This window comes from Staphylococcus pseudoxylosus (assembly GCF_003697915.1).
Taxonomy (GTDB): Bacteria; Bacillota; Bacilli; order Staphylococcales; family Staphylococcaceae; genus Staphylococcus; species Staphylococcus pseudoxylosus.
The window spans coordinates 182,018-203,685 of sequence record NZ_RCVN01000006.1 but is presented as its reverse complement, the minus strand read 5'-3'; the positions used below and the strand labels follow the sequence as shown (position 1 = coordinate 203,685).

Sequence of the window (21,668 nt, the reverse complement as noted above, 5' to 3'; positions counted from 1 at the left end):
TATGGGTACTTGAAGATTAAGTATACATACTAGTCTTATTTGATTTTGTTAAATTAAATAAGATTTATAGCAATAGGTTTTTAAATCTGTTGAATTATAGAAATGAAATAAGTAATATAGTGAAAGTATGGTTAAAAACTAATAATTAATAAATTTGGGCATTTTCAATGTAAGTTTTTGAATATATGGCCTAGGCGTTTTATAATGAATAAGTATGAACATGAATTAGCATCTGGTATTAATTTTTGTGATGATTGTTTATAGGTCTCTATAATAATGTAAGCAGGTGTAGTTTATAGAATTTGATAAACTATGACCAGAGTCGTATGGCATTATATAGAATTTGTGAGATAATATAAAATGATGTTTGCAAAAATAATGAAAATGTTTAATGCTAATGAAGTTTTATCTGAATTTAAAAATTGCATACTTAAATACGACTTCTCTTTCTTTTTTATCGAAAGAAAATCAAAGATTTCCTTGGAAATATGATTTGAGTGATCAATGCATTTTTATGGGGTAAATGAATAGAAGCCTGAACTGTACAAATAAGTACATATAAATACAATTTAAAGAAAATACTAAAGGTGATTGAAAATATGGCACAACAAGGATACGGGGAAGCGAATGGTAAGGTAATATTAATTGGTGAACATGCTGTAACATTTGGTGAACCAGCAATTGCAATTCCATTCACGACTGGTAAAGTAAAAGCAACAATTGAATCTTTGAAGGAAACAAGTGTTTCTTTTATCAAAAGTGAAGTATTTGAAGGTGAATTAAGCAAGGCACCTGAACATTTAAAAGCAGTAATTACAAGATTTATTGAAAAATATAGTATTAAAACGCCTATAAAAGTGTCGATTGATACAAACTTACCACCTTCTAGAGGATTAGGTTCTAGTGCTGCTATGGCAGTGGCTTTTGTGCGTGCAAGTTTTGATTATCTTAAAAAACCGTTATCTGATGCACTATTAATTGAGGAAGCGAATTGGGCTGAGCGCATTGCGCACGGCAAGCCAAGCGGTATTGATACACAAACTATTGTTTCCAATAAGCCTGTGTGGTTTCAACAAGGACAAGTACAAACCTTAAAGCCGTTAGATTTAAATGGCTATATGGTTGTTATCGATACAGGTGTTCGTGGTTCTACGAAACAAGCAGTAGAAGATGTGCATAATTTATGTAAGGAAGATCGTAAATATCTGCAGAATGTAAAGCATATTGGTAAACTTGTACATGAAGCAAGTGAGTCAATTGAACACCATGATTTCGAACAATTAGCCTCTGTATTTAATTTATGCCAAGAGAATTTGAGAACATTAACTGTAAGCCATGAGAAGATTGAAGAGATATTAGAAGTAAGTAAGCAACAAGGTGCTATTGCCGGTAAGTTAACTGGTGGCGGTAGAGGTGGTAGTATGATTGTACTAGCTACTGATTTAGAAATAGCAGAGAACATTGTTAAATGTGCAACAGATTTAGGTGCACATCATACATGGATTGAATACTTAGGAGGGTAATGAGGTTGGTCAATAGTGGTAAAGCACGTGCGCATACAAACATTGCATTGATTAAATATTGGGGGAAGGCTGACGAAACTTTTATCATTCCGATGAATAATAGTCTTTCTGTAACATTAGACCGTTTTTATACTGAAACAAAAGTTACTTTTGATGAGAGTTATGCCAAAGATACGCTTATTTTAAATGGTCAAGTGGTTGAAGAAAATGAGGCTGTTAAAATAAGTAAATTTATGGATATCGTCAGAGAATTAGGTGGAACATCTGCACATGCGTATATTGAAAGTGAGAATTACGTACCAACTGCAGCAGGGCTTGCTTCTTCAGCAAGTGCGTATGCCGCATTAGCAGCTGCGTGTGACAAGGCTTTAAATCTTGGATTAACGGGTAAAGCATTATCTAGGTTAGCTCGTAGAGGTTCTGGATCAGCATCAAGAAGTATCTACGGTGGCTTTGTAGAATGGGAAAAAGGTCATGATGATGAAACATCATACAGTTTTCCTGTTGAAGCAGACAATTGGGAAAATGACTTAGCAATGATATTTGTAGTAATCAATAATAAATCTAAAAAAGTATCTAGTCGTGCTGGTATGTCACTAACACGTGATACATCTCGATTTTATCAATATTGGTTGGATCATGTAGATGAAGATATAACAGCAGTTAAACATGCGATAAATCAAAAAGACTTTAAGCAATTAGGTGAAGTTATTGAGGCAAACGGTTTACGTATGCATGCAACGAACTTAGGGTCACAACCACCATTTACGTATATGGTAGATGATAGTTATCTTGTAATGGATATTGTACACCAATGTCGAGAAGCGGGTTACCCTTGCTACTTTACAATGGATGCTGGACCTAATGTAAAAATTTTAGTTGAAAAGAAAAATCAGCAAGCAGTGATGGATGCCTTATATAAATCATTTGATGAAACACAAATCATTGCGAGTGATATTATAAGCACAGGCGTTGAAATTATTGAGTAAGGAAGAGATAAAATGATTCAAGTCAAAGCACCAGGTAAGCTATATATTGCAGGTGAATATGCTGTTACTGAACCTGGATATAAATCTGTATTAATTGCAGTAGATCGATTTGTAACAGCTACTATTGAAGATTCTAGTGTTTCCCAAGGCACAATACATTCAAAAACATTACACCATGAACCTGTGACTTTCCAAAGACGTGAAGATAGAATTGCTGTTTCAGATGTACATGCTGCTAAACAATTGAAGTATGTCATTACTGCGATTGAAGTATTTGAACAGTATGTTCGTAGTAACAATATCAGTTTGAAACATTTTAATCTAACGATAGATAGTAATCTAGACGATGCGAATGGTCATAAGTATGGGTTAGGATCTAGTGCGGCTGTGCTCGTTTCAGTTGTAAAAGTATTAAATGAATTTTATGAGACACATTTATCTAACCTTTATATTTATAAATTAGCCGTGATTGCTAATATGAAATTACAAAGCTTAAGTTCTTGTGGAGATATTGCTGTTAGTATTTATACAGGATGGCTAGCATATAGTACATTTGACCATGAGTGGGTTTCACAACAAATAGAGGACACTTCTGTCAATGAAGTGCTAAATAAAAACTGGCCTGGCCTACATATTGAACCATTACAGCCTCCTGAAAACATGGAAGTGCTAATTGGTTGGACAGGGTCTCCTGCGTCATCACATCATCTTGTTAGTGAAGTTAAACGTTTAAAATCAGATCCTACATTTTATGGTAAATTCTTAGAACGCTCACATTTATGTGTAGAAAAACTGATTCATGCTTTCAAAACAAATCACATAAAAGGCGTACAGCAAATGATTCGTACAAACCGTGAAATCATTCAATCGATGGACAAAGAGGCAACGATTGATATTGAGACAGCACACTTGAAAGTTTTATGTTCTGTAGCCGAAAAATACGGTGGTGCAGCTAAAACATCAGGCGCGGGCGGCGGTGATTGTGGTATTACAATTATCGATAATAAAGTGAAGAAAAAATTAATTTATCAAGAATGGTTAGACAATGAAGTGAAACCACTTGAATTTAATATTTATCATGGTCAGTAAATAAAGCATATTAAGATGAATAGCAGTATTTTAATCCGAATAAGTGGATTAAAGTGCTGTTTTTTTATTAAATAGAATCAATTATTTGTCATTTAGGTGATATATTTATAAGTGCTGTTTTATTAAAATATTGGAAAATTTACCTTTTAATGAAAATAAAATCATTCAAGGATACAACATGTCAAAATCACGTCATTATATTGAACTTATAAATATTTAAGCATATCATCATTTTTAAGAAATCGCTTTCAAAGTGTGCGAAAAGGATGATGATTATGAATATTGGACGAAACATTGGCAATGCAATACGTAGGTTCGGTGGAGCAATGATAGTACCTGTGCTATTGTTCCCATTCTTCGGTATTATTATTGGCATTGCGACACTTTTCAAAAATGAAGCTATTATGGGAGGACTTGCCAATCCTGATGGTTTATGGTTTCAAATATGGTCACTAATTGAAAACGGAGGATGGACTGTATTTGAAAATATAGAACTCATTTTTGTAATTGGGTTACCTATTTCATTAGCGAAAAAATCAGCAGGACATGCAGTAATGTCTTCTGTCGTTACTTATATGATGTTTAATTATTTTATTAATGGCATATTAACGACGTGGGGGCCTGCTTTTGGGGTTAACTTTAATGAGAATATTGACGATGCGACAGGACTGACAGAATTAGTAGGTATTAAAACATTAGATACTAACATTATTGGTGCCTTAATTATCTCGGGTATCGCAATATGGTTACATAACCGTTATTATGATAAGAAATTGCCTGAATCATTAGGTATATTCCAGGGATCACCATTTGTAGTTATGCTTGCATTCTTTTGTATGATTCCAATTGCCTTTTTAACAAGTTGGGGTTGGCCGATTGTTCAAGGTTGGATTGCATCGTTACAAGTCTTTCTTGCTTCATCTAGTTATATTGGCGTGTGGTTATTTCACTTCCTAGAAAGGATATTGATACCAACAGGTTTACATCATTTTATCTATACACCATTTGAGTATGGACCGGCAGTTGTAGATGGTGGTATTAAATCTTATTGGATATCACACCTTACTGAATATTCTGAGACAACTAAATCATTGAAAGATATATTCCCTGGCGGGGGATTCTTATTACAAGGTAACACGAAAATATTTGGTTCGATTGGTATAGCGATGGCAATATATTCCACAGCTAAACCTCATAAAAAGAAAGAGGTAGGTGCGCTATTATTAGCAGCTACATTGACTGCAGTTTTTGCAGGAATTACTGAGCCGTTAGAATTTACATTCATATTTATTGCACCTTTCTTATTCTTGATACATGCTATTTTAGGTGCAACAATGGTTACAATTATGCATGCATTTGGCTTAGTTGGGAATTTAGGTGGCGGTTTTATTGAAATAGCAGCCACCAATTGGATTCCTTTATTTGGATCACATTGGGGGACCTATTTGGCTCAATTTGTAATAGGTATTATTTTTATCTTTATTTATTATTACTTGTTTAGATTTATCATATTGAAGTTTGATATTCCAATGCCTGGTAGAGAGAAAGATGACAATAAAGATACTAAACTATATACGAAAAAGGACTACCGTGAAAATAAAAAACAAGATTCAGTTTCTGACAGTTATAGTGAATATCAAATGAAAGCAGATGTATATATAGAAGGATTAGGTGGCGCAGATAATATAGAAGACGTTACTAATTGCGCCACAAGACTACGAGTGACTGTAAATGATCCTGAAAAGGTAGCAACAGATAATTATTTTAAATCAGAAGGTGGAGCCCATGGTCTTGTTAAAAGTGGTAAAAATGTTCAAGTTATTGTTGGGCTTTCGGTATCACAAGTAAGAGAAGAAGTGGAACAAATTTTAAATAAATCAAGTTAACCTTGTTAATATTTTGAAATAGTGGGGTGGCGTGGAAATCAAAACATAGAATAGTTTTCAAACCACGCCACACTTTTATCAATAAAGCATATATAATGATTTATTTGAATTTTTGTAGTAATAAAATCAGTAGAGACTGTACATGAAACTAATTATTAATTTTATAATTATGATAAGTTCTTGCTATAAAATCAAATACGACATAATAAGGTGTGAAACTGTAGTATTCCGTATTATTAAAAAATTGAATAGATGGACTATTAACGTAAATATTAAAAGCAGCATGTTTAGCAATATAGTTATCGTGCAAAGTTGTAATTGATACGTAAAGTAGTTCACGGGCTTTAATAAGTTGAATAGGTTCTATTAAATTTTTAGTTTCTCCTGATAACGATATAACAAAAAGTAAATCATCATAAGACATTTGGTTTATAGCTAAACGTAATTCTGTTTCATCATTAATAACAATAGCTCTTTTAGAAATAGATAGCATATGTCTTTGAGCTTCACGAGCTACATTTTGTTGTGCCATACCTGTACCAAAAATATAGATGAATGGAGCAGCTTCAATTAATTCATTCAGTGGTTGATAGTCAAACATTTCAAGATGTTCAACCGTTCTTTGAACATCTTCAACAATTGTATCTGCATTCGTGAATTGTGTAGGTGATGTATTTGTATCCATTTTCAAGTAAAACTTAAAATTACTGTAACCTTCAAACCCCATTTTTTTAACTAACCTATGAATTGTAGAGATAGATGTGTGTGTAAGTTTACTTAAATCATGGATTTTCATGTTCGAAATTTGATCAATGTTTTGTCTGATAATATTGATAATATGTAAATCATTTTCTGTTAGTTGTTCAAAATGTTTATTAATAAGATGATCTAGTACCATATAAAAAGATTCCACCTATCCGTTGGAAAAATTTCCGAATTTTGAAAATATATTCTAATGTTAATATATAAATTCTAAATACGTCAAACTTATTGGTGTTTTTAATTTTTTATTCTACTATAATTTTAAAGGAGTTAAAGTAAGAAAGAAGACTTAAATATTTTTTTGCATTTTATTGTAAGCGTTTTCTTCTAGAACGTTCAAAAATTAAGGAGATGAGATGATGACAGTTAAAGTTGGTGTTATTGGTTGTGGAGGTATAGCAAATGGTAAACATTTACCAAGTTTAGCGAAAATTTCAGAGGTATCAATGGTTGCCTTTTGTGATATAGATAAAACAAAAGCTGAATCAGCAGCAAGGCGTTATGGTGATAAAAATGCAACAGTGTATGAAGATTACATTGAATTATTAAAAGATAATTCGATTGAAGTTATTCATGTTTGTACACCAAATAATACGCATCAAGAGATTACTGTAGCAGCATTGAATGCAAGCAAGCATGTGATGTGTGAAAAACCTATGGCTAAAACTTCTGAAGAAGCACAATTAATGATTGATGCTGCAGTGCATAATAATAAAAAGTTAACTATTGGTTATCAAAATAGATTTCGTGCTGATAGTCAATATCTACGAAAAGTAACACAACGTGGAGACTTAGGAGAGATATATTTTAGTAAGGCTCATGCTATTCGAAGACGTGCAGTACCAACATGGGGGGTTTTTCTAGACGAAGAGAAACAAGGAGGTGGCCCGTTAATTGATATAGGAACTCATGCATTAGATCTTACATTATGGATGATGGATAATTATGAGCCTGAATCTGTGATGGGCTCTACATTTCATAAATTGGGGAAACAAGCGGATGCAGCAAATGCTTGGGGTTCTTGGGACCCAAATAAATTCACGGTAGAAGACTCTGCATTTGGATTTATCAAGATGAAGAATGGGGCCACCATTATACTAGAATCAAGCTGGGCGCTTAACTCTTTAGACGTTGATGAAGCTAAATGTTCATTGTCAGGTACTGATGGCGGGGCTGACATGAAAAATGGCTTACGTATACACGGTGAAGACTTAAAAACACTGTATACTTCTGAAATTGAATTAGAAAATGCTGGCGTTGATTTTTATGAAGGTGAAAAGATAGATGAAGCAGAAGAAGAAGCGAGGGCTTGGATAAATAGTATTACTCAGGATATAGAACCTGTCGTTAAACCAAAAGAAGCATTTGTTGTAACTCAGATATTAGAAGCTATATACGAATCAGCTAAAACAGGGCAAGCTGTTTACTTAAATGATAAATAAAGCTTATGGAGGTATTTTATGAATATTACAATATGGAATGAATTTAGACATGAACAAGAAAGTGAAGATGTACAGGCTGTTTATCCAAACGGTATACATCATGTAATAGCATCATTTTTAACAGATGATCATATTGTGACTACAGCAACGTTAGATGAACCTCAGCACGGTTTAACAGATGATGTGTTAGCACAAACAGATGTACTTATTTGGTGGGGGCATAAAGTACATGAAGAAGTTGATGAAGAAGTCGTAGAAAAAGTAAAACAGAAAGTATTAGAAGGTATGGGATTAGTCGTCTTACATTCAGGACATTTTTCAAAAATTTTCAAGAGTTTAATGGGCACATCGTGTGACCTTAAATGGCGAGAGGCAGATGAAAAAGAACGGCTTTGGGTTGTTGATCCCACGCATCCTATCGCTGAAGGAATTGACTCATATTTTGAACTTGAAAAAGAAGAAATGTACGGAGAACATTTCGATATCCCATCACCAGACGAAACAGTTTTCATCAGTTGGTTTGAAGGTGGAGAAGTCTTTAGAAGTGGAGCAACTTTTAAAAGAGGAAACGGGAAAATATTTTATTTTAGACCGGGTCATGAAACCTATCCTACCTATTACAATATCAATGTGCAAAAGGTTATTAAGAATGCTGTGAAGTGGGCATTTAGCAGTAATACGCCAAGACATCAATATGGAAACGCACAACCATTAGAAGAAATATCAAAAAAATAATATTGGGAGTTGTCTACTTATGGATAAATTAAAAGTGGGTATTATTGGATGCGGTGGCATTGCATGTAACAGACACATTCCAGCTTTTCAAAATTTAAATCATTTAGTGGATGTTGTGGCAGTTCAAGATGTTGATTTAGCATTGGCAAAAAATGTTGCAAATGATTTTCATATTAAAAATATTCATGAATCATATTATACGATGTTTGAACAAGTTGATGCAGTAGCTATTTGTACACCAAATAAATTTCATGCGGAGATAAGTATTGCTGCTTTAGAAGCAGGAGTCAATGTATTTTGCGAAAAACCAATGGCCATGAATTTAACTGAATGTGAGGCTATGGTAGATGCCGCAAAACAAGCTGGTAAATTGTTGGCAATAGGATATCATTATCGCTTCACAGATGCAGCGATTACGGCAAAAAAAGCTATTGATAGTGGTATAGTAGGTGATCCTTTAGTTACCCGTGTACAAGCATTACGTAGACGTAAAGTCCCTGGATGGGGCGTGTTTACAAATAAAACGTTGCAGGGTGGCGGTAGTCTAATAGATTATGGTTGTCATATGCTCGATTTGTCACTTTGGTTACTAAACGACATTGAACCCAAAGAGGTGTTAGGTAAAACTTATAATCGTCTTAGCAAATTACCAAATCAATTGAATGATTGGGGACCATTTGATCATGAAAAGTTTGATGTAGATGATCATGTGACAAGCTATATATCTTTTAATGATCATTCAACACTTCAATTTGAGTGTTCATGGTCAGCAAATATAAAAGAAGACACAAAACACTTAAGTATTTCTGGCGTTGATGGCGGTCTGAATTTATATCCATTTGAAATATATCGACCTAAATTAGGGACTTATTTTACTGAACAAGCATATGCAGAACATGATGAAGGTATAGCGGCACAACGACAAGCTCAGAACTTTGTAAATAGTTGTCTTGGTAATGAAACACTTATCGTACAACCAGAACAAGCATTGAAAATAAATAAGATCATAGATGCAATTTATCGAAGTAGTGAAACTGATCAAAGTATTAAATTGAACGAGTTATAATGTTAAAGGAGGATTATTTATGAAAATTGGTGTGTTTTCTGTATTATTCCAAGATAAACAATTTGAAGAAATGTTAGATTATGTAGCAAATGCTGGAGTCAAAATGGTGGAAATAGGAACAGGAGGTAATCCTGGGAATCAATTCTGTCCAATGGATAACTTATTAGAAGACGAACTTCAACGTAATGCTTTCATTGAAACAATCCACCAACGTGGATTGGAAATTAGTGCTTTTAGTTGCCATAACAACCCAATTTCTCCTAATGAAAAAGAAGCCCAGCAAGCACATGATACTTTGTTTAAAACAATTAAATTAGCCTCACTTTTAAATGTGCCCGTAGTTAACACTTTTTCCGGAGTTGCAGGATCAGATGAAACAGCTAAATATCCAAATTGGCCTGTGACGCCATGGCCGACAGCCTATACTAAAATATTAGAGTGGCAATGGGAAGAAAAGCTTATACCTTATTGGAGAAAAGTTGCAGAATATGCTAAAGCAAATGATGTGAAAATTGGTATAGAATTACATGCTGGTTTTTTAGTACATACACCTTATACAATGTTGAAATTAAGAGCAGCAACTAATGAATATATCGGCGCTAATTTAGACCCTAGTCATTTGTGGTGGCAAGGTATTGAGCCAATTGCAGCAATTAAAATATTAGGGAAAGCAAATGCTATTCACCATTTTCATGCAAAAGACACATACATTGATCAAGAAAATGTAAGTATGTATGGTCTAACAGACATGCAACCTTATGGTAATGTGCAGACTCGGGCTTGGACATTTAGGACAGTAGGATACGGTCATAATACTCAGGTATGGGGAGATATGATTAGTGCATTAAGGATAAATGGTTACGATTATGTTGTAAGTATAGAGCATGAAGATCCTATCATGTCTATTGAAGAAGGATTTAGTAAGGCAGTGAATAATTTGAATTCAATTAATATTGAGCATCCTGCACCAGATTTATGGTGGACATAGAGATAAACATTTAATATTAGAATGAGCAAACCTTCGTCCAAACTCCATATGAAAAAACGACCACATTACAATGATTTTAGTTATAAGACAATTAAGTAAATATTAATAAGATCTCTGTTAAAATAGTGCCAAATAAGGAAGTGAGTTTAAATTTGACTTCTTGTTTGGCTTCTATTCCATTATGTAACTTAAAAGTTGCTAAATTAAGAACTTGAAATTTTTATTAAAAAGGGTAAAATAATTAGAGTTGTAGATGGAAAGAGACATGATATAGAAATGTCACATAAAATATATGTAACCTTAAATGAGATAAAATGATTGTTATTATAAATTGTTTGAATATGTGGAAGTCAATGATAAGGAAGGTGAGGGTATAATTGCAAAATAAATTTTTGATTTGTGATGATTGCCAAGCTGTAAATTGCAAAACTTTAGAAAAAAAGTTGACTAAATTAGACCCTGATGCTGAAATTGAAATCGGCTGTCAGTCATATTGTGGTCCAGGCCGTCGTAAAACGTTTGCTTTTGTTAATAATCGCCCGTTAGCGGCACTTTCAGAAGATGAGCTCATGGAAAAAGTGGTAAAACAATTACAAAAACCAAGAGATCCTGAAGAAGAAGAACGTTTGAGAAAACGAAATGAAGAACGTAAACGTCGTAAAGAAGAGCAAGATAGAAAACTTAAAGAGAAATTAGCGAAACGTAAAAGTACGCAATAAATTACATGAGTTTATAAAGTAATTACATAAAACGGATTTAACTTATTAGAAAATAATGGAGAAAAAGAATTACCCTAAAAGTGAGAATTAACCTTCTGACTTTTAGGGTATTTTTTTATAGATAGATCTAAAAGCAGTTTAGAATATAATTATTATTTGAGACGTTTAAGTATTAATTTTATATCAAATTAAGTTGTTTAATAAGCAAATTTATTTAGTTTTACAACGAAATCGTGCTAAATTTAAAATAGATTAAATTATCATATGTCTCATTATTAAAATTGTTAAAAATGGGTAGAGAAGAATGTGAATCATTATACTCATTATTTGAAATAGCAACTGATTATAAAAGACAAATCTAAGTAACAAACATAATGATTAAGTGAATTTTAAATTTCTGTGAAGGAGTTGGATAATATTGACTAAAAAAGTACAAATTGGAAAATCAGATGTTAAAGTAAATCCAATCGCATTTGGAGCTAATGCTGTAGGTGGGCATAATTTATACAACGATTTAGATGAAGAACAAGGTATGGAAACAGTACGTACTGCAATTAGAAATGGTATAACGTTAATAGATACAGCGTTTATCTATGGACCGGAACGTTCTGAAGAATTAATAGGAGAAACAATAAAAGAATTCACACGCGAAGAGTATGCTATTGCTACAAAAGGCGCACATTATTTTGATGATGATGGCAATGTGAAAATGTCAAATGACCCTGCGTTTTTAAAGGATCAAGTTGAACAAAGTTTAAAACGTCTGCAACTAGATTATATAGATGTTTATTATATACATTTCCCAGATGATAGCACGCCGAAGAATGAAGCGGTTGCTGCTTTAAAAGAACTTAAAGATGAAGGTAAAATCAAAGCGATTGGTGTGTCTAATTTTAATCTAGATCAACTAAAAGAAGCTAATAAAGATGGCTACGTAGATGTTGTACAAATGGAATATAATTTATTAAATCGAGAAAATGAACATATTTTTAATTATACAAGAGAACATCATATTACCTTTATTCCATATTTCCCACTAGTTTCTGGTTTATTAGCTGGAAAATATAATGAAAACACAACATTTGATGATCTTCGTGCAAAAAACCCTGAGTTTCAAGGCGAAAGATATAAAGAGAACTTAGCCAAAGTGGATCAATTACGTGGTATTGCTGATAATCATAGAGTTGATGTAGCTCATATTGTATTGGCTTTCTATTTAACTAGACCTTCTTTAGATATTGTTATACCTGGCGCAAAACGACCAAACCAAGTAGTTGATAATTTAACGACATTAGATGTGAAATTGACGGAAGATGAAATTAATAAAATAGAAGAATTATTTCCTGTAAAATAATGAATACAATAAGACAAGATAGAATTCAGTTTGTCTTATTTTTATATTTATAATTTTAATTCTAAAAATATGCATTTATAATATAGATAAAAGTTCTGATTTTGAGCAAATAATTTAATTTTTCAATCTATTTTGATTAAACTGTTTATAAACTAGACTTTTTAGTGTAGGATTATTAATTAAGTTTAGAACATTTATGGAATTGTATATTTATAACTTTTCATGTGATGTATTTTTAAATTAGTAGTAGAAGGAGATTATTATGATTACAGTGTTATTCGGGGGCAGTCGACCAGATGGAAATACTGCGCATTTAACTAAGATGGCCATAGCTGGGTATGACTACGAATGGATAGACTTAACAGAACATCAATTAAATCCTGTGAGAGACGTAAGACACGATAATACCACTATTGAATCATACGAAGATGATTACAAAACCATCATAGATAAAGTGTTAGCAAGTGATACAGTTATTATTGCTTCACCGATATATTGGTATAGCTTATCAGCATCAATGAAAGCGTTCATTGATCATTGGTCTGAAACGTTGATGGATCCAAGATATAAAGACTTTAAAGCAAAAATGGCAGAAAAAGATTTTAGATTGATTATTGTGGGCGGCGATTGCCCTAAAGTCAAAGCTAAACCTTGTATTACACAAGTGAAATATAGTTTGGAATTTTTAGGCGCAAGCTTATCGGGCTATATTATAGGCACGGCAGAAAGACCTGGAGACATAGAAAAAGATGTATACGCATTAACACGTGCCCAAGAATGGCAACAAACATTACAACATAAGTAAATATATAACAAATAGTTTAAGCCCGAGACATAATTACGTGTCTCGGACTTTTTAATCGCATAAGCAATAGATGTTTGAAATGAAAATGCATTATAACAAACTATTTGTATCAAGCGAGATAAAGTATTTTGAATACAAATATTATGTTATAATGTAGCTATTATTACCTATCTAAATAGGGGGAGAGCGACATGCAAGAAATTAGAAGAGCAACACCCGAAGATGTTGTGGGCATCAGAGATGTAGCAACGAAAGCTTGGTATAACACTTATTTGAATATTTACGCAGCTAAAACAGTTAATGAGCTATTGGCTGCTTCATATAATGGTCAACACTTACTTAAACGATTAGAAGATCAACTATTCTTAGTCGTAGAAGAAGATAATGAAATTATTGGTTTTGCAACGTTTATATATGGCACAGAATTATTTTTATCTGCACATTATGTGAGGCCATCGTGGCAACACCGTGGATATGGTTCGAAATTGTTAACTGAAGGATTAAATTATTTTGAAGGTAAATATGACGAAGTCTTTTTAGAAGTCGATAATAAAAATGATGAAGCAGTGTCATTTTATGAGCAAAAAGGCTTTGAAAAACTCCGTTCTTACACACATGTAATGTATGGAGAAGCAATGGATTTGGCATTAATGCGTAAAACACTAAAATAAGCTACGCAGTATAGATATGGATAGGAGAATGACATTGACTTTTACAACATACGCTACACAAAAATTACCAGAAGAAAAAGTGTTTAAAGACCCCATTCATAGGTACATTCATGTCAGAGATCAAGTTATTTGGGATTTAATTAAAACAAAAGAGTTCCAACGTTTGAGAAGAATCAAGCAATTAGGCACACTATATCTTTCATTCCATACAGCTGAGCATAGTCGGTTTGGTCATTCACTTGGTGTATATGAAATCGTGCGTAGAATAATCGATGATTCATTTGACGGACGAGAGGCATGGGATAACAATGATAGACCATTAGCCTTATGTGCAGCCTTACTACACGATTTAGGGCATGGGCCTTTTTCACATAGTTTTGAGAAAATATTTAATACAGATCATGAAGCTTTTACACAAGCAATAATCACTGGGCCAACTGAAGTTAACGACGTTTTAAAGCGCGTGTCAGAGGATTTTCCACAACAAGTAGCTGATGTAATTAATAAAACACATAAAAATAAATTAGTAATCTCGATGATATCTTCTCAAATTGATGCAGATAGAATGGATTATTTACAACGAGATGCTTATTTTACAGGTGTATCTTATGGACAGTTTGACATGGAACGCATATTAAGACTGATGAGGCCTTCTAAAGATGAGGTTCTTATTAAAGAGAGCGGTATGCACGCCGTTGAGAACTTTATCATGAGTCGCTATCAAATGTATTGGCAAATATACTTTCATCCGGTAAGTAGAGGTGGCGAAGTCTTATTAAACAACTGTTTAAAACGCGCGAAACAATTGTATAACGAAGGTTACACATTTAAGATGCATCCGACTGACTTTATACCTTTCTTTGAAGAGTCAATGACAATTGAGCAATACGTTGATTTAGATGAAGCTGTTGTATTATATTACTTAAAAGCTTGGGTAAAAGAAGATGACCCTATATTGAGTGATTTATCTCGTCGTTTCATTAATCGCGACTTATTTAAATATATGCCATTTGATGGCTCTATTATAACGATTACAGAACTAACGGATTTATTTATTCAAGCAGGGATTGATCCAAACTATTATTTCGTCAGCGAGTCTTTTTCAGATTTACCATATGATTACGATAGACCAGGTTCTGATAGAAAACCTATTCACCTGCTAAAAAGAAATGGTAAGACTCGGGAAATAAGTAGCCAATCATTGGTTATCCATAGTATTACAGGTATTAATAGAGAAGATTATAAATTATATTATCCTAAAGAATTAATTTCTCAAATAGAAGATGACCAAATAAAGCATGCTATTAATAGCATTTTAGATGAGTTGAATTAGCTTTAAGTGGAATTGTAGCATGTAAGTTAAATAATAACTACATAGTAATTTTGTAGACATTGGAATCTATAATGAAAATTCAAATATACAACTAGATTACATATGATTTACGTTTATACTTAACACAACAAAACATCACTGTTAAACTCAATAGTTAATAGCCAATCATTGATTAAACTCAATAACTATTATAAATTAAATGAAAATGTGGGAGGTGTGCGATAATGGCTGAAAATAAAGGGTTTAAATTCAATATTATCAAAAATGATCCACTAGACGGACATAAGGGTACAAATATAGGTTCAATTAGTTTAGACAACGTAGCACCTGTCTTTATAGATGTACAAAATAAAGAAGCTTTTATTGATATAGGTGGTATGCACGCACGTTCGAGCGTTGAAAAAGGCGTTAAATGGATTAAAGAAAAAGAAGTAGTAGAAGGTGAAGAAGCTAAACCATATTGGTTATGTTGGGTTACAACTGAAAGAGGAGAAAATGGTCCTTACTATGCCGGTGTTACAGCTTGTTACTTATTGGTGAACAAGGGTATACGTAGAGGGTATAAGAGTATGCCTGAACATGTTAATATGATGGATAAATCAATGAAACATCAAATCGAAATAGACCATATTGGAGAAGAAAATAAAGCTGTGTTAAGAGAATTTCTTGAATCACATGATGCGGAGATGTGGCGTAATTCTGAAGCAATATTACATGAAACTTTAGAAAGTAAATAATTAATTTTATTGGGAGATGGTTAAGCCTTAAATTAAGGTGTTGCTATCTCCCTTTCTCTATATAAGTTCAGCGAAGTGAAGGATTGGCTTGAAATTGATACGCTGCTGATTTCTAGAGTAGTTACTTTTATCATATTTAAAAAAGATGATTTATTTCAAGTGTGTATAATAACAGGAGTTTGTTTATATAATTCCTTTATTTTGTATATATATACGTTATATCGACAAAATGATTCTATGATAAAATCGTTTTATCAACTGTAATGCATATATTAAGTATGCTATAATGGTGTGTATTATTTTAAAAGATTAGGGTGAAACGTACATTGGAAAACAATGTTAATATCCAAACTAAACAAGTTGTTAAACAATTTGACAATAAAGAGAAATTTAATGTGAATACACGAGGCACATGGCAAAAACGAAACGCTGAATTTATACGTTATCAAGAAGAAGTTAATGAAATGACTGTAAATGTGACAGTTAAAATTGAAGAAACTGGTGTGAAAATTATTCGTAAAGGTGATATCAATATGAATCTTCATTTTGTTGAAGGTGAAGATACAATTACTTTATACGAAATTAGTGGTGGTCGGATACCGTTAACTGTACGTACACATTCTATTTTACACTTTGTATTAGATGATGGCGGTAAGTTAAAAGTGCATTATGATTTAATTCAAGATGAAGAAAAAATGGGTTCTTACCAATATGAAATTATTTATAAGGAGACGCCGTAAATGAATATAATTGATCAAGTGAAACAAACATTGATTGAAGAAATCAATCATAGTATACAGCAAGCGCAACTCGCAGACGCAAGTGAAATTCCAGAAATTAAAGTTGAAATCCCTAAAGATACTTCAAATGGTGATTATTCAACGAACATTGCAATGGTTTTAACAAAGATTGCGAAACGTAATCCACGTGAAATTGCTCAAGCAATCGTAGACAACTTAGATACAACTGCAGCTAATGTTGAAAAAGTACAAATTGCTGGACCTGGTTTTATTAATTTCTATTTAGATAATGCTTATCTAACAGCTATCATTTCAGAAGCTATAGATAAAGGCTTTGAATTTGGAAGCACAGAAGAAAAAAATGGTAAAAATATATTACTAGAATATGTGTCAGCAAACCCAACTGGAGATTTACACATCGGTCATGCGCGTAATGCCGCTGTTGGTGATACACTAGCCAATATTTTAACTGCAGCGGGTTATAATGTAACTAGAGAATATTACATTAACGATGCTGGTAATCAAATTACAAATTTAGCACGTTCTATTGAAGCACGCTATTTTGAAGCGCTTGGTGATTACTCATTTGAAATGCCAGAAGGCGGATACCACGGAAAAGATATTATTAATATTGGTAAAGATTTAGCTGAAAAACAGCCAGAATTAAAAGACCTAGATGAAGAAACGCGTATTAAAACATTTAGAAAATTAGGCGTCGATTATGAAATGGAAAAATTAAGAACAGATTTAGCTGATTTTAATACTCATTTTGATAGTTGGTTCAGTGAAACGACTTTATATGAAAAAGGCGAAATCACAGAAGTACTTAATAAGATGACTGAACTTGGTTATACTTACGAAAAAGATGGTGCGACATGGTTACGTACTACTGATTTTAAAGATGATAAGGACAGAGTATTAATCAAAAATGATGGTAATTATACTTATTTCTTACCAGATATTGCATATCACTTTGATAAAATTGAGCGTGGTAATGACACTTTAATCAATTTATTCGGTGCTGACCATCATGGTTATATCAATCGTTTAAAAGCTTCACTTGAAACATTTGGTGTGGATAGTGAACGCCTTGAGATACAAATTATGCAAATGGTGCGTTTAATGCAAGATGGACAAGAAGTTAAAATGAGTAAACGTACAGGTAATGCCATCACGTTACGTGAAATTATGGACGAAGTGGGCGTAGATGCAGCACGTTATTTCTTAACAATGCGTAGTCCTGATACGCACTTTGATTTTGATATGGAACTTGCTAAACAAGAATCTCAAGACAATCCAGTTTATTATGCACAATACGCACACGCGCGTATTTGTTCAATATTGAAACAAGCGGCTGAAAGAGGTATAACACCTTCTAAAGACGCAGATTATTCACTTATTACAAATGACAAAGCAATTGATTTGTTGAAAAAAATTGCTGAATTTGAGACTACGATACAAAGTGCGGCTACGAATAGAGCGCCACATAGAATTACAAATTATATTCAAGATTTGGCTTCACATTTCCATAAGTTTTATAATGCTGAAAAAGTGTTGACAGATGACGAAGATAAGACAAAAGCACTTATTGCGTTAGTAGATGCAGTGAGAATTACATTGCACAATGCGCTTGATTTAGTTGGTGTGACTGCACCAGAATCAATGTAGTGTGTAAATAAAAGAGAGCTAGTATGAAATTTGTTGTTTTTGATTAGGCTGATGTTAGCTTACTTAAAAAATAACAAACCGTGCTAGCTCTCTTTATTGTGTTAAAATTTCAAGAAAGAAAAAAATAATTAGGGGAAGGTTCAAGTGAATTTAGACACCAAAACGTTATATCGTGAATTATATAATCACATGGGTCCACAAGGTTGGTGGCCTGCTGATACAAAGGTTGAAATAATGCTAGGCGCAATTTTAGTTCAAAATACGAATTGGAGAAACGCTGCTTATGCAATTGAATCTCTTAAACTTAATACGTCATTAGAACCACAACAAATACTAAATTTAGAAATTGATGTTCTACAAAAGGTTATAAAGTCTAGTGGATTTTACAAGAGTAAAGCACAAACGATTCATGCTTTATTGAGCTGGTTAGAGCAATTTGATTTTGATTATGAAGCCATTAACAAATATTTCCAAGCAAATCTTCGTAAGGCATTGTTAAGTATAAAAGGTATTGGCAGTGAGACAGCAGATGTTTTACTTGTCTATATATTTGGCGGTATTGAATTTATACCGGACAGTTATACGCGAAGAATATATTATAAATTGGGTTATGATCATACTACGAGTTATGAAAAGCTTAAAAAACATGTCATATTGCCAGATAACTTTACGATCCAAGATGCAAAGGAATTTCATGCATTGTTAGATAATTTTGGTAAAGCATACTTTAACGGTGGCGGAACAAACAAAGTTGATTTTTTAGAAAAATATTTTGTGCGATGACTTTAATTTGAAAAGATTTGTATGTGAACATGATGATTTGATCAAGTTATTCCAATACGTTGACATCAGATTATAAACTTTATTAGAAGCATCTGTAAAACTATCCGCTACCTTCATGGAATTATGTCAATATCTGTCTGAACTCGGAACGAAATACTTAAAAAATAATTAAAAATGTATTGGAATTTGGTATGATAAAAGAAAATTGATAATAGGAGTTAAAGAAATGAAAAAGCAATTTAAAATAGTATGTCTTTTTATTGTTATGTCTATGCTTTTAGTAGCATGTGGTACAAATTCTAATCAATCAGAAAAAAATGAGCAATCAGAAAATCATAATTATAAGCGAATTGTATCGTTGATTCCAAGTAACACTGAAATTTTATATGAATTAGGTTTAGGCGACAGTGTGGTTGGTGTTTCAACTGTAGATGATTATCCAAAAGAAGTGAAAGATAAAAAGCGCTTTGACGCGATGAAGTTAAATAAAGAAGCATTGTTGAAGGCTAAACCTGATTTGATTTTAGCGCATGAATCCCAAAAGTCTACGAGTGGTAAAATACTCAATTCACTAAAGGAAAATGGCGTGAAAATTGTATATGTCAAAGATGCTCAATCCATTGATGAAATGTATAAAACATTTCAACAAATAGGGGAAGTCACAGGTAAGAATAAAGAAGCTAAGGAACTTGTAAAAGAAACAAAAGCAAATATTAAAGAAGTTAAAGCATCTATTCCTAAAGATGCTAAAGCCCAAAAAGTATTTATGGAGGTATCATCTGAGCCGGAAATATATACTGCAGGCAAGGAAACTTTTTTTGATGATATGCTCAATCAATTAAAAGTAGATAACAGTTTTTCTAACTTAACAGGATGGCAAAAAGTTAGTAAAGAAGATATCATTAAGAAGAATCCTGATATTTTGATATCAACGATGGGGATTTCAAAATCAGAATATGAAAAAGTTATTGATCAACGTGGTGGTTTTAACGAAATTAATGCGGTAAAAAACAATAATATTGAAGCGATAAATGGAGATCAAATTTCGCGTCCAGGGCCGAGAATCGATGACGGATTGAAAGCGTTGAGAGATGCCATTTATAAACAATAAAATAGTAGATATTGATAATAGGATGTAATTACCATAGGGCGTATTAAACATAACACCTCATGAGTATTACATATTTCCTTGTTGGAATGTAAACCATTGATGTTAGTCATAAGTTGTGAGAGACGGAACATAAATCTAAGTAAAAGTTTAGGTTTATGTTTCGCTCTCTTTTTATAATTTAACGAAATTCATACGATTAAATATAGTGTTAATGGATTATAGGTGGTATTGTAATAGTTGAAATATGTAAGTGAAAGCGTGGCTTGGAAGGAAATGAGATATTATAAAGCAATCATCATATGGTTAATACTTCTTATAACAAGCATTTTATTAAGTTTGATGTGGGGAATTGGACATGTGAGTGACGCATTATCCCAAACGATTTTATATCAAGTGAGAATGCCGAGAATGTTGCAAGCATTATTAGCAGGAGTAGGCTTAACATTAGCGGGCCATATGTTTCAAACGTTGCTAAATAACCCGTTAGCAGATAGTTTCACTTTAGGTCTCGCAAGTGGTGCAACGTTTGGCTCAGGTTTAGCTGTTGTCATAGGTGTTTCCTTTATATGGTTGCCGATGTTTTCAGTAGTATTTAGTATCATTACGCTAATCTTAGTTATTGCTTTAACTACAGCCATGTCAAAAGGCTATCCAATTAGAACATTAATATTAGCTGGAATTATGATAGGCGCACTCTTTAATGCGTTCTTATATGTTTTGATTATATTTAATCAAAGTAAAATGAAGAATATAGTAAATTATATGTTTGGCGGGTTTTCATCTGCAGAGTACAATGAAGTCATTTATATTGGTATTGTAACCCTCATAAGTGTGATCATACTATTTGGTATGATTTCTAAAATAAAGTTATTACAACTTGGAGATTTACGTGCGCAATCATTAGGACTAAATGTGAAAAGTGTGACATATATGCTATTGTTAATTGCTTCAATTATGACTGCAGTGATTGTGGCATATGTGGGAGTTATTGGATTTATTGGAATGGTCATTCCTCAACTTGTAAGAAGAAATAGTGTACATTATAATTTAGGTCAACAAATGGTACTGAACATGCTGATAGGTGGTACAATTATGGTACTCTCAGATTGGTTGGGGAGCACGTTGTTAGACCCTTTCCAAATACCAGCTAGTATTATTTTAGCTTTACTTGGTATTCCAGTATTATTTTATATTATGATAACACAATCGCGTGTTCATGGTTAGATAGTGCTATTTAAAAAATATAAAGCAAAATTTGCTTGTTTGA

General features: G+C 32.8%; 20 protein-coding genes. 19 read left to right on the top strand and 1 reads right to left on the bottom strand.

The features are described from left to right. Positions 1 to 599: 599 nt before the first annotated feature. From mvk to D9V42_RS07285, 4 genes are all read left to right on the top strand, one after another. Positions 600 to 1,523, top strand: a complete 924-nt coding sequence (mvk, locus tag D9V42_RS07300) for a mevalonate kinase (protein ID WP_107529792.1) — start codon at positions 600 to 602, stop codon at positions 1,521 to 1,523. 5 nt (positions 1,524 to 1,528) lie between these two features. Then, on the top strand, positions 1,529 to 2,512 hold the full coding sequence (mvaD, locus tag D9V42_RS07295) for a diphosphomevalonate decarboxylase (protein WP_107554957.1): 984 nt from the start codon (positions 1,529 to 1,531) through the stop codon (positions 2,510 to 2,512). A gap of 12 nt (positions 2,513 to 2,524) precedes the next feature. Further along, complete coding sequence (locus tag D9V42_RS07290; RefSeq protein WP_017722665.1) at positions 2,525 to 3,601, top strand: phosphomevalonate kinase; 1,077 nt, start codon at positions 2,525 to 2,527, stop codon at positions 3,599 to 3,601. Between the two features lie 275 nt (positions 3,602 to 3,876). Next, entirely contained in the window at positions 3,877 to 5,487 is a 1,611-nt protein-coding gene (locus D9V42_RS07285) for an alpha-glucoside-specific PTS transporter subunit IIBC (RefSeq protein ID WP_107554958.1), read from the top strand. 148 nt (positions 5,488 to 5,635) lie between these two features. Here D9V42_RS07285 and D9V42_RS07280 read toward each other — a convergent pair whose 3' ends face one another. Further along, entirely contained in the window at positions 5,636 to 6,385 is a 750-nt protein-coding gene (locus D9V42_RS07280) for a MurR/RpiR family transcriptional regulator (RefSeq protein ID WP_107554959.1), read from the bottom strand. 223 nt (positions 6,386 to 6,608) lie between these two features. Here D9V42_RS07280 and D9V42_RS07275 point away from each other — a divergent pair, with 223 nt between their 5' ends. From D9V42_RS07275 to D9V42_RS07205, 15 genes are all read left to right on the top strand, one after another. After that, positions 6,609 to 7,691, top strand: a complete 1,083-nt coding sequence (locus D9V42_RS07275; RefSeq protein WP_122064179.1) for a Gfo/Idh/MocA family protein — start codon at positions 6,609 to 6,611, stop codon at positions 7,689 to 7,691. 18 nt (positions 7,692 to 7,709) lie between these two features. Beyond that, the gene (locus tag D9V42_RS07270; RefSeq protein WP_122064176.1) at positions 7,710 to 8,426 is read left to right on the top strand and encodes a ThuA domain-containing protein; all 717 of its coding nucleotides are present in this window, start codon (positions 7,710 to 7,712) and stop codon (positions 8,424 to 8,426) included. Positions 8,427 to 8,445: 19 nt separating this feature from the next. Next, entirely contained in the window at positions 8,446 to 9,492 is a 1,047-nt protein-coding gene (locus D9V42_RS07265) for a Gfo/Idh/MocA family protein (RefSeq protein WP_203266464.1), read from the top strand. Positions 9,493 to 9,511: 19 nt separating this feature from the next. After that, positions 9,512 to 10,480 carry a sugar phosphate isomerase/epimerase family protein gene (locus tag D9V42_RS07260; RefSeq protein WP_122064172.1) on the top strand — a complete coding sequence of 323 codons (969 nt, stop codon included), beginning with the start codon at positions 9,512 to 9,514 and terminating at the stop codon, positions 10,478 to 10,480. Positions 10,481 to 10,857: 377 nt separating this feature from the next. Continuing rightward, positions 10,858 to 11,199 carry a YuzB family protein gene (locus D9V42_RS07255; protein WP_029377819.1) on the top strand — a complete coding sequence of 114 codons (342 nt, stop codon included), beginning with the start codon at positions 10,858 to 10,860 and terminating at the stop codon, positions 11,197 to 11,199. 418 nt (positions 11,200 to 11,617) lie between these two features. Next, positions 11,618 to 12,553: an aldo/keto reductase gene (locus D9V42_RS07250; RefSeq protein WP_122064170.1), complete on the top strand. Its 936-nt coding sequence runs from the start codon at positions 11,618 to 11,620 to the stop codon at positions 12,551 to 12,553. Between the two features lie 262 nt (positions 12,554 to 12,815). Beyond that, on the top strand, positions 12,816 to 13,358 hold the full coding sequence (locus D9V42_RS07245; protein WP_047172781.1) for a flavodoxin family protein: 543 nt from the start codon (positions 12,816 to 12,818) through the stop codon (positions 13,356 to 13,358). A 191-nt stretch (positions 13,359 to 13,549) separates the two neighbouring features. Then, positions 13,550 to 14,029: a GNAT family N-acetyltransferase gene (locus tag D9V42_RS07240; protein WP_047172780.1), complete on the top strand. Its 480-nt coding sequence runs from the start codon at positions 13,550 to 13,552 to the stop codon at positions 14,027 to 14,029. Between the two features lie 28 nt (positions 14,030 to 14,057). Next, complete coding sequence (locus D9V42_RS07235) at positions 14,058 to 15,362, top strand: HD domain-containing protein (RefSeq protein ID WP_172592859.1); 1,305 nt, start codon at positions 14,058 to 14,060, stop codon at positions 15,360 to 15,362. Between the two features lie 224 nt (positions 15,363 to 15,586). After that, positions 15,587 to 16,099: a YwhD family protein gene (locus D9V42_RS07230; RefSeq protein ID WP_107554965.1), complete on the top strand. Its 513-nt coding sequence runs from the start codon at positions 15,587 to 15,589 to the stop codon at positions 16,097 to 16,099. Positions 16,100 to 16,425: 326 nt separating this feature from the next. Continuing rightward, positions 16,426 to 16,839, top strand: a complete 414-nt coding sequence (locus D9V42_RS07225; RefSeq protein ID WP_029377813.1) for a YwiB family protein — start codon at positions 16,426 to 16,428, stop codon at positions 16,837 to 16,839. Continuing rightward, positions 16,840 to 18,507 carry an arginine--tRNA ligase gene (gene argS, locus D9V42_RS07220; RefSeq protein WP_107554966.1) on the top strand — a complete coding sequence of 556 codons (1,668 nt, stop codon included), beginning with the start codon at positions 16,840 to 16,842 and terminating at the stop codon, positions 18,505 to 18,507. It begins immediately after the preceding gene. Between the two features lie 189 nt (positions 18,508 to 18,696). Next, complete coding sequence (locus D9V42_RS07215; protein WP_122064187.1) at positions 18,697 to 19,290, top strand: endonuclease III domain-containing protein; 594 nt, start codon at positions 18,697 to 18,699, stop codon at positions 19,288 to 19,290. A gap of 226 nt (positions 19,291 to 19,516) precedes the next feature. Beyond that, complete coding sequence (locus tag D9V42_RS07210; RefSeq protein ID WP_107554967.1) at positions 19,517 to 20,401, top strand: ABC transporter substrate-binding protein; 885 nt, start codon at positions 19,517 to 19,519, stop codon at positions 20,399 to 20,401. A 273-nt stretch (positions 20,402 to 20,674) separates the two neighbouring features. Beyond that, positions 20,675 to 21,625, top strand: a complete 951-nt coding sequence (locus tag D9V42_RS07205; RefSeq protein WP_107554973.1) for a FecCD family ABC transporter permease — start codon at positions 20,675 to 20,677, stop codon at positions 21,623 to 21,625. Positions 21,626 to 21,668 lie beyond the last annotated feature (43 nt).

Bases quoted from the DNA above. Each gene is read 5' to 3' on its own strand.
- D9V42_RS07290 (WP_017722665.1), top strand. From the start codon at position 2,525: ATGATTCAAGTCAAAGCACCAGGTAAGCTATATATTGCAGGTGAATAT.
- D9V42_RS07205 (WP_107554973.1), top strand. From the start codon at position 20,675: ATGAGATATTATAAAGCAATCATCATATGGTTAATACTTCTTATAACA.
- argS (WP_107554966.1), top strand. From the start codon at position 16,840: ATGAATATAATTGATCAAGTGAAACAAACATTGATTGAAGAAATCAAT.
- D9V42_RS07215 (WP_122064187.1), top strand. From the start codon at position 18,697: ATGGGTCCACAAGGTTGGTGGCCTGCTGATACAAAGGTTGAAATAATG.
- D9V42_RS07275 (WP_122064179.1), top strand. From the start codon at position 6,609: ATGACAGTTAAAGTTGGTGTTATTGGTTGTGGAGGTATAGCAAATGGT.
- D9V42_RS07285 (WP_107554958.1), top strand. From the start codon at position 3,877: ATGAATATTGGACGAAACATTGGCAATGCAATACGTAGGTTCGGTGGA.
- D9V42_RS07245 (WP_047172781.1), top strand. From the start codon at position 12,816: ATGATTACAGTGTTATTCGGGGGCAGTCGACCAGATGGAAATACTGCG.
- D9V42_RS07235 (WP_172592859.1), top strand. From the start codon at position 14,058: ATGACATTGACTTTTACAACATACGCTACACAAAAATTACCAGAAGAA.
- D9V42_RS07270 (WP_122064176.1), top strand. From the start codon at position 7,710: ATGAATATTACAATATGGAATGAATTTAGACATGAACAAGAAAGTGAA.
- D9V42_RS07280 (WP_107554959.1), bottom strand. From the start codon at position 6,385: ATGGTACTAGATCATCTTATTAATAAACATTTTGAACAACTAACAGAA.
- D9V42_RS07230 (WP_107554965.1), top strand. From the start codon at position 15,587: ATGGCTGAAAATAAAGGGTTTAAATTCAATATTATCAAAAATGATCCA.
- D9V42_RS07210 (WP_107554967.1), top strand. From the start codon at position 19,517: ATGAAAAAGCAATTTAAAATAGTATGTCTTTTTATTGTTATGTCTATG.
- D9V42_RS07265 (WP_203266464.1), top strand. From the start codon at position 8,446: ATGGATAAATTAAAAGTGGGTATTATTGGATGCGGTGGCATTGCATGT.
- mvk (WP_107529792.1), top strand. From the start codon at position 600: ATGGCACAACAAGGATACGGGGAAGCGAATGGTAAGGTAATATTAATT.
- D9V42_RS07260 (WP_122064172.1), top strand. From the start codon at position 9,512: ATGAAAATTGGTGTGTTTTCTGTATTATTCCAAGATAAACAATTTGAA.
- D9V42_RS07240 (WP_047172780.1), top strand. From the start codon at position 13,550: ATGCAAGAAATTAGAAGAGCAACACCCGAAGATGTTGTGGGCATCAGA.